This window comes from Bacteroidota bacterium, assembly GCA_016213405.1.
In the GTDB taxonomy this organism is placed as follows: Bacteria; Bacteroidota; Bacteroidia; order Palsa-948; family Palsa-948; genus Palsa-948.
This window is the reverse complement of the sequence record JACRAM010000126.1, coordinates 1-5,678: the sequence shown is the minus strand read 5'-3', so window position 1 is coordinate 5,678 and position 5,678 is coordinate 1. Positions and strand designations below refer to the sequence as shown.

Below are 5,678 nucleotides of genomic sequence, written 5' to 3'. Positions count from 1 at the left end.
GTCGCTTAAATAATGTTTGTTGCCGTTTGTTTTGAAAGATACGGAAATGGGGTCTAAAGTTTTGTTGAGGATTTCATTTGCTTCTTTAAAAAGTGTAACGAGTTCATCGTTTAGTGTTGCACGGTGGGTGATTGCGATGCGGGGATTTGCGAGGACTGCGAGATAGTTGGTGATGTCCTGCTGCCAGGATGCAATGGTGGCGGGTGGTGAAAAAATATTTTAACAACCCCCTTAGTCCCCCTTTGATAAGGGGGAGAATTAAAAAGGCGGGAAGTAGTTTGTCCCGCCTTTTCTATGAATGCCCGTTTATTTTCTCCTTATTGTATTATTATTTTTTCGGTAAAAATTTTATTTATGCTTTGCACTTTTACAAAATATAATCCTTTGGGGTATTTAGATAAATCTAAATCATATGGCATTTGTGATTTTACACTGGAAAGATGATAGATTTCATTTCCCATGATGTTTGTAATACTAAGATTATAATTTATTTTTTGCAAATCATTCGCATCATATATTATAGAATGTACGATACCATTAGAAGGATTGGGAGAAAGAGACAATAATAAGCGAGGGTTGTTGTTTGCTTGTACTTCTTGTTCCTGAGAATCATTACCTGAACCTGCATTATTTTGCAGTCTCATAGGAGGGCAAGGAGGAGCATCCACAAATAGTGTAGTATAAGCATGAAACTTCGATCCATCTTTTGCTTTAAATCCATCTTTCAGTATGATTTTGTTTTCTGCAACGCAAACTACTTCTGCGCCAACATCAACGATATAATTCCCTTGTGTGACAGTAATATCAGGATTAACATTTTTCCCGGCATAAACTATTCCCTTTGATTCATACTGGTATTTACCTTGATTGATAGTAGCATTTTGCAAGTATATATCATTGCTGTTTCTTTCTATTACTGTGCCGAGGTTTTGAACTTTCCATCTTCCGCAATTTGTGGAGCGGTTCATATATGTAAAAGTTCCTCCTGCTTTAACATTAAATGTTGCATCGAAAATTTTGACACAGGGATTAACAACAATTGAACTTCCATTTTCTATGTGATAGAGTGAAGCATCTGTAGGATCGGTTGTAGGACTTAAATCTGTCGGTACAGGTACATCGCGTAAATCAGTATAGGGACCACAGTTTGCAATAGTATTTGCATTATTCACTTCTGTGGCAGTTGGATATAATCCACGAATTGTTTTGAAAGTATAATGGTCTGGGAAAACAATTTGACCTTGATAAGTGAGAGTTACTTCCGAAGGATTGTAGATAATTTTTTCAGATGGATTAATTATTGATAAATTTATTGACTCGTTAACATTATACGTATGTAATATTCCGAACATTGGTGAAAGAAACCCGCTATTAACATTGTATCCTGCCTGATGATCTCCCAATGCATCTAGTAACTTAAATCCTGTTAATGAATATGGAGCGGGGTGGATAAAATTCATGGGGTTGGAAGAAGAAGCCATTGAAGGATTTGGAGCTAATTGACCATTACATAGATTGAAATCTGGTTCGGCAACAGGAAAATAATCAATAGTGCCAATTGTTAATGGATCTGTATTTTGATTATAGTCATTCGAAAGAAAAAGTTCAGGAAAAACATTTATATCATGTTGAAAAGTTTGACTTCCTGCATAATTGACTGTAACAAATGGATATTCTTTCATTTTACCTCTTGTATGGTCAATAACAAAAGATAATTCATCAATAATCGGATCATTCTGCCAATCAGAACCGCAATGAACATATATGGTGTGTTTAAGGATGGTGTGAGGATATATAATTCTATTTGTTGTGCCAGGCCAATTTCCGGAGATTGCATTGGAACTACTAAAAGCAGCACTCACAAGTGTACTAGATTCATTTATTCTAAATGCATTATTTGAACTTGCAGCAAGTGTGCCTTCATAACTTCTAAATACATTTCCGAAAAGCGGTAAAGTAAAATTAATATTCCATGAATTTGTAAGTGGATTGTATGCGGCATCTGATAGTACATTAAATACTCTTGCGTTATTTAATTGAATATCGGGAGTGAAAGGGAAAGAAAGTACTTCTATCCTATATGAAAGTGCAAATTGGTTTGGGTCCAACTGCTGCCAACGATGAGTGGGAGGCCGAAAAATAAATTGATACTCTCCATCATTTAGTCCTGTATTGATTGCTGCTCCATAATTAAATTCAGCATCTCCTGTTAAATCGGGATAAGGATTATAAGTATTTTGTGCATAGATTGGGAACATGCATATTAGAAAAAGTAAAATGAAAAACACGTGTTTCATACAAGAATATTTTAATTGATAACAATAATTTTTCCGGTTCCAATCAACTCATTATCCGAATAAACCTTATATATGTATACGCCATTTTTCAATGATACATTAATAACATTGACCTCGGTTTTCTGTTGTGTTTGGGAAATCAAATTAACTTTTATGTTAGATGAAACCTCTTTACCATACAAATCATAAAAAGCCAATTGAACGTTGTTTGATTTTTTTTGAGTTGAAAAAAGAAACGATACATGGCTATTCATGGGATTGGGATAAATATTTATATTATTTGTTTTGGTATTTTCCGAAATACCTGACGGAGTTGACCATCGAGCAATATTTATTGCTGAAAGTCCTCCTGCATTATTGAAAGTGCCCCCAACATAAAGTGTGTTGTTGATGGTATCATTTAATAATCCCCAAACAGATCCAGATACATTATTATAATTAATGCCAGAGCCAACCGAATCCCATGAAGACGCATTCCATCTTGCAATGCTGTTGATAGATTTTGGAGCGCTGCTTACAAATAATGTGTCAAAGTACCCTCCTGCATATAATTCATTATTATAGACAGTAAGAGCGAAAAAATACATTCCCGTATTGTTCACGTTGTTCAAAGAACTCCATGAGGAGCCATTCCATTTTACTATTCCCCTTGCAGGAATTCCTGCAGCAATGCTAAAGGATCCGACTGCATATAGTTCGTTATTATATACTGTTAAATCAAGAATCTTATCGTTCCATGCCGATGTTCCATTTCCTACTGCTGACCAGTTTGTCCCATTCCATTTTGCGATGTTTTTTGCTGCTATATGTCCAGCGCTATCAAAACCACCCGCAACATATAACTCGTTACTATATACCGCCATAGCGTGTACATTCGCACCGTATATTCCCGCGTCCACTGAATCCCACAAACTGCCATTCCATCTGGCAATGAGGTTTGCTGGAACTCCTCCGGCAGAATTAAATTCTCCACCTGCATATAACTCATTATTATATTCTGATAAAGCACTTACAGTTGCAGGAAAACCAGATACTCCTCCACCAACAGATTTCCAGACGGTATCATTCCAACGAACAATACCCTGTCCCCAAGGAGAATCCCCACCCACATAAAGTTCATTTTTATATACGTACAAAGAATATAATGGAACATTGATAAATCCATTGCCAACAGAATCCCAAGTTATACCATTCCATCTTGCAATATTATTTACAGTAATACTACCAGCAGTGTTAAAATTTCCTCCTGCGTACAAATTTCCATTATATATCGCCATACCTTCTACCCAGTCTGGGGAAGTACTGCCTAACCCGCTTCCCAAAGCACTCCATGTCTGTGCATTTACAACACAGAAAGCAAAAACACATTGTAGTATGAAAAATAATTTTTTCATTAAACTATTTTTTTATCATGATTTCAAGTGTGGAAATTCGTTTTTCTAATTCTTCATTTTGTGTTTTTAATTTTGCATTTTCATCTTTCAATTTTTCGGTGGTTTCAAAAAGAGTAATAATATCTAAGCTATTGTCTTCAATATTATATGCAAAGCCGTACAATGTTTTACCAAGTTTTAATCCGTTCTTTTCAATTTCATTTGCGGTTTCAACCTCGGGCAAGTGTTTATTTATGTCAAAGAAGTTTTTCTTTTCCAGCCATGTCATTCGTTTATGGGAAGGTTCAAATTTATAATCACACCAAACAGAACTTTCTACAACCACCTCTTTTGTTCGGATAGTTCCGCAAACAAGAAGTTTATAGGTCGGGTCTCCATCGGGATCAGCTCCAATGCCAACTCTTCCATCGCCATACACGACAAAAGTTTGTACTCCAGCAGAAGCGTTATTTGTAACCGCAATAGCTTTTGTGAAATCCCGATTAACTTCTGAAATAATTCCATAGCCATAATCGCCCACATGTTGGGTTGTTACAGTTAATCCTGTTGAAGTGGGATTAACAATGTGAAGTTTTGCAGTTGGTCCTATTGTTCCGATTCCTACATTGCCAGTTTTAGTTATTCTCATTTGCTGAACTATCGAAGGTGGCATTACTGCGCGTGCGCGTGCGCCCATCAATATCAAATAATCCGCTTGGTGAAAGCGTCATCCACTTTTTCCCGTTGGAAACAAAATTGACCGGAGCATTATTTGTGCTTCCGAATATGTCGGTGGAAGACAAAATGTTTCCTCCTGTAGCGTATTTCACTCCGCTCTGAGCGAAGGCGGTGACGCTGGTGATGGAAATAAATAATACGGAGAGAGTAGATTTTTTCATTGGATGAAGTGATTAAATAATTTGACGCTACAAACGTATATAATAATCCTGTGACTGCCAAATTATTATAAGGAAATCTTTTGCAGGTGTTTTTGCGGTTGCTGGAGCAAATGAAATGTGCTACACTCCATAATCAAAAATAAAAAAGTTATGTAGCTCTTTTCATTTGCGGAGTTATATCAATGGTTGCGGGAATTGTCTTGCGGAGATTTTCTTATTTGCTGTCTGGATAAAAGCAACGATGAAGGGATGCGAGATTGTCTAACGATATACGCGCTCAGTTGTCGAGATTGGAGCAACGGTCAAGCGAAGTATGGAACTGTCCGTTACCTTATTATATGTAGTTTTTGAAATGATGTCAGGGAGGGGAGCCACCCAAATAGGTTGACCAGCGGAGGGAATCCCCTGTTGATTTTAATTTGCAAATAAAACCATCCCAACTGCCTCCGGAAGAATTTTGATAATAAGAATTTATGCCGGTTGATTTTTTAGTAGGTAATGCTGTGCCTGCTGCTGTCGTATGTCCGCAAATGATCATATCTCCGTTCGGATATACTTCAATTGACCTTCCTTCTTCATAAGCAGTTGTGCTTCCAAAATAGGTAGCGTATTTTCTTTGACCACTACTATCAAATTTTGCAATTACCGCATCATAGTCACCTGTAACATTGCTTGTCTGATAACCTCCAAATTGTGGAAAAGTATTGCTTGCTGTGAAACCTGTTGCATATACATTACCAATGTTATCTGTCTTCACATCAAGAAACTGGTCTTCAACATTGCCTCCAACGTAAGTGCTCCATTCAAGATTACCAATAGAGGCAAAGGTAGATAAATTATGTCCCTTGTCCACTTGAATAAACAGAGGAAAGTTTGCGGGATAGTTTCGGATGTCAAACTTTACAGATGTTGGAGAAAGTTGAATGAAGTTTGCCTGCCAAGGCATGGGAACAACATTGCCTGCGGGATTTATTTGGTAAGCGTGTCCTGCTTATTGACCGTAAAGAAACTTCGGATTATCTTTTCTGTAATAGAGTAGTGTAATAAATTTTCCGTCATTGTCTGTTTACTAAAGTCCGTAAGTGTCTGTTGGTGTCTGTTGGTGTCCG

General features: G+C 37.0%; 5 protein-coding genes. All 5 read right to left on the bottom strand.

Annotated elements, in window-relative coordinates; genetic code table 11:
• Positions 1-317: 317 nt before the first annotated feature.
• On the bottom strand, positions 318-2,258 hold the full coding sequence (locus HY841_15805) for a T9SS type A sorting domain-containing protein (protein ID MBI4932224.1): 1,941 nt from the start codon (positions 2,256-2,258) through the stop codon (positions 318-320).
• Between the two features lie 50 nt (positions 2,259-2,308).
• Entirely contained in the window at positions 2,309-3,691 is a 1,383-nt protein-coding gene (locus HY841_15800; protein ID MBI4932223.1) for a T9SS type A sorting domain-containing protein, read from the bottom strand.
• A 4-nt stretch (positions 3,692-3,695) separates the two neighbouring features.
• Positions 3,696-4,319, bottom strand: coding sequence for a hypothetical protein (locus HY841_15795; protein ID MBI4932222.1), 624 nt, complete (start codon positions 4,317-4,319; stop codon positions 3,696-3,698).
• Positions 4,306-4,569 carry a hypothetical protein gene (locus tag HY841_15790; protein MBI4932221.1) on the bottom strand — a complete coding sequence of 88 codons (264 nt, stop codon included), beginning with the start codon at positions 4,567-4,569 and terminating at the stop codon, positions 4,306-4,308. The genes HY841_15795 and HY841_15790 overlap by 14 nt, the downstream gene beginning before the upstream one ends.
• A gap of 358 nt (positions 4,570-4,927) precedes the next feature.
• On the bottom strand, positions 4,928-5,515 hold the full coding sequence (locus tag HY841_15785; GenBank protein ID MBI4932220.1) for a hypothetical protein: 588 nt from the start codon (positions 5,513-5,515) through the stop codon (positions 4,928-4,930).
• Positions 5,516-5,678: the final 163 nt, after the last annotated feature.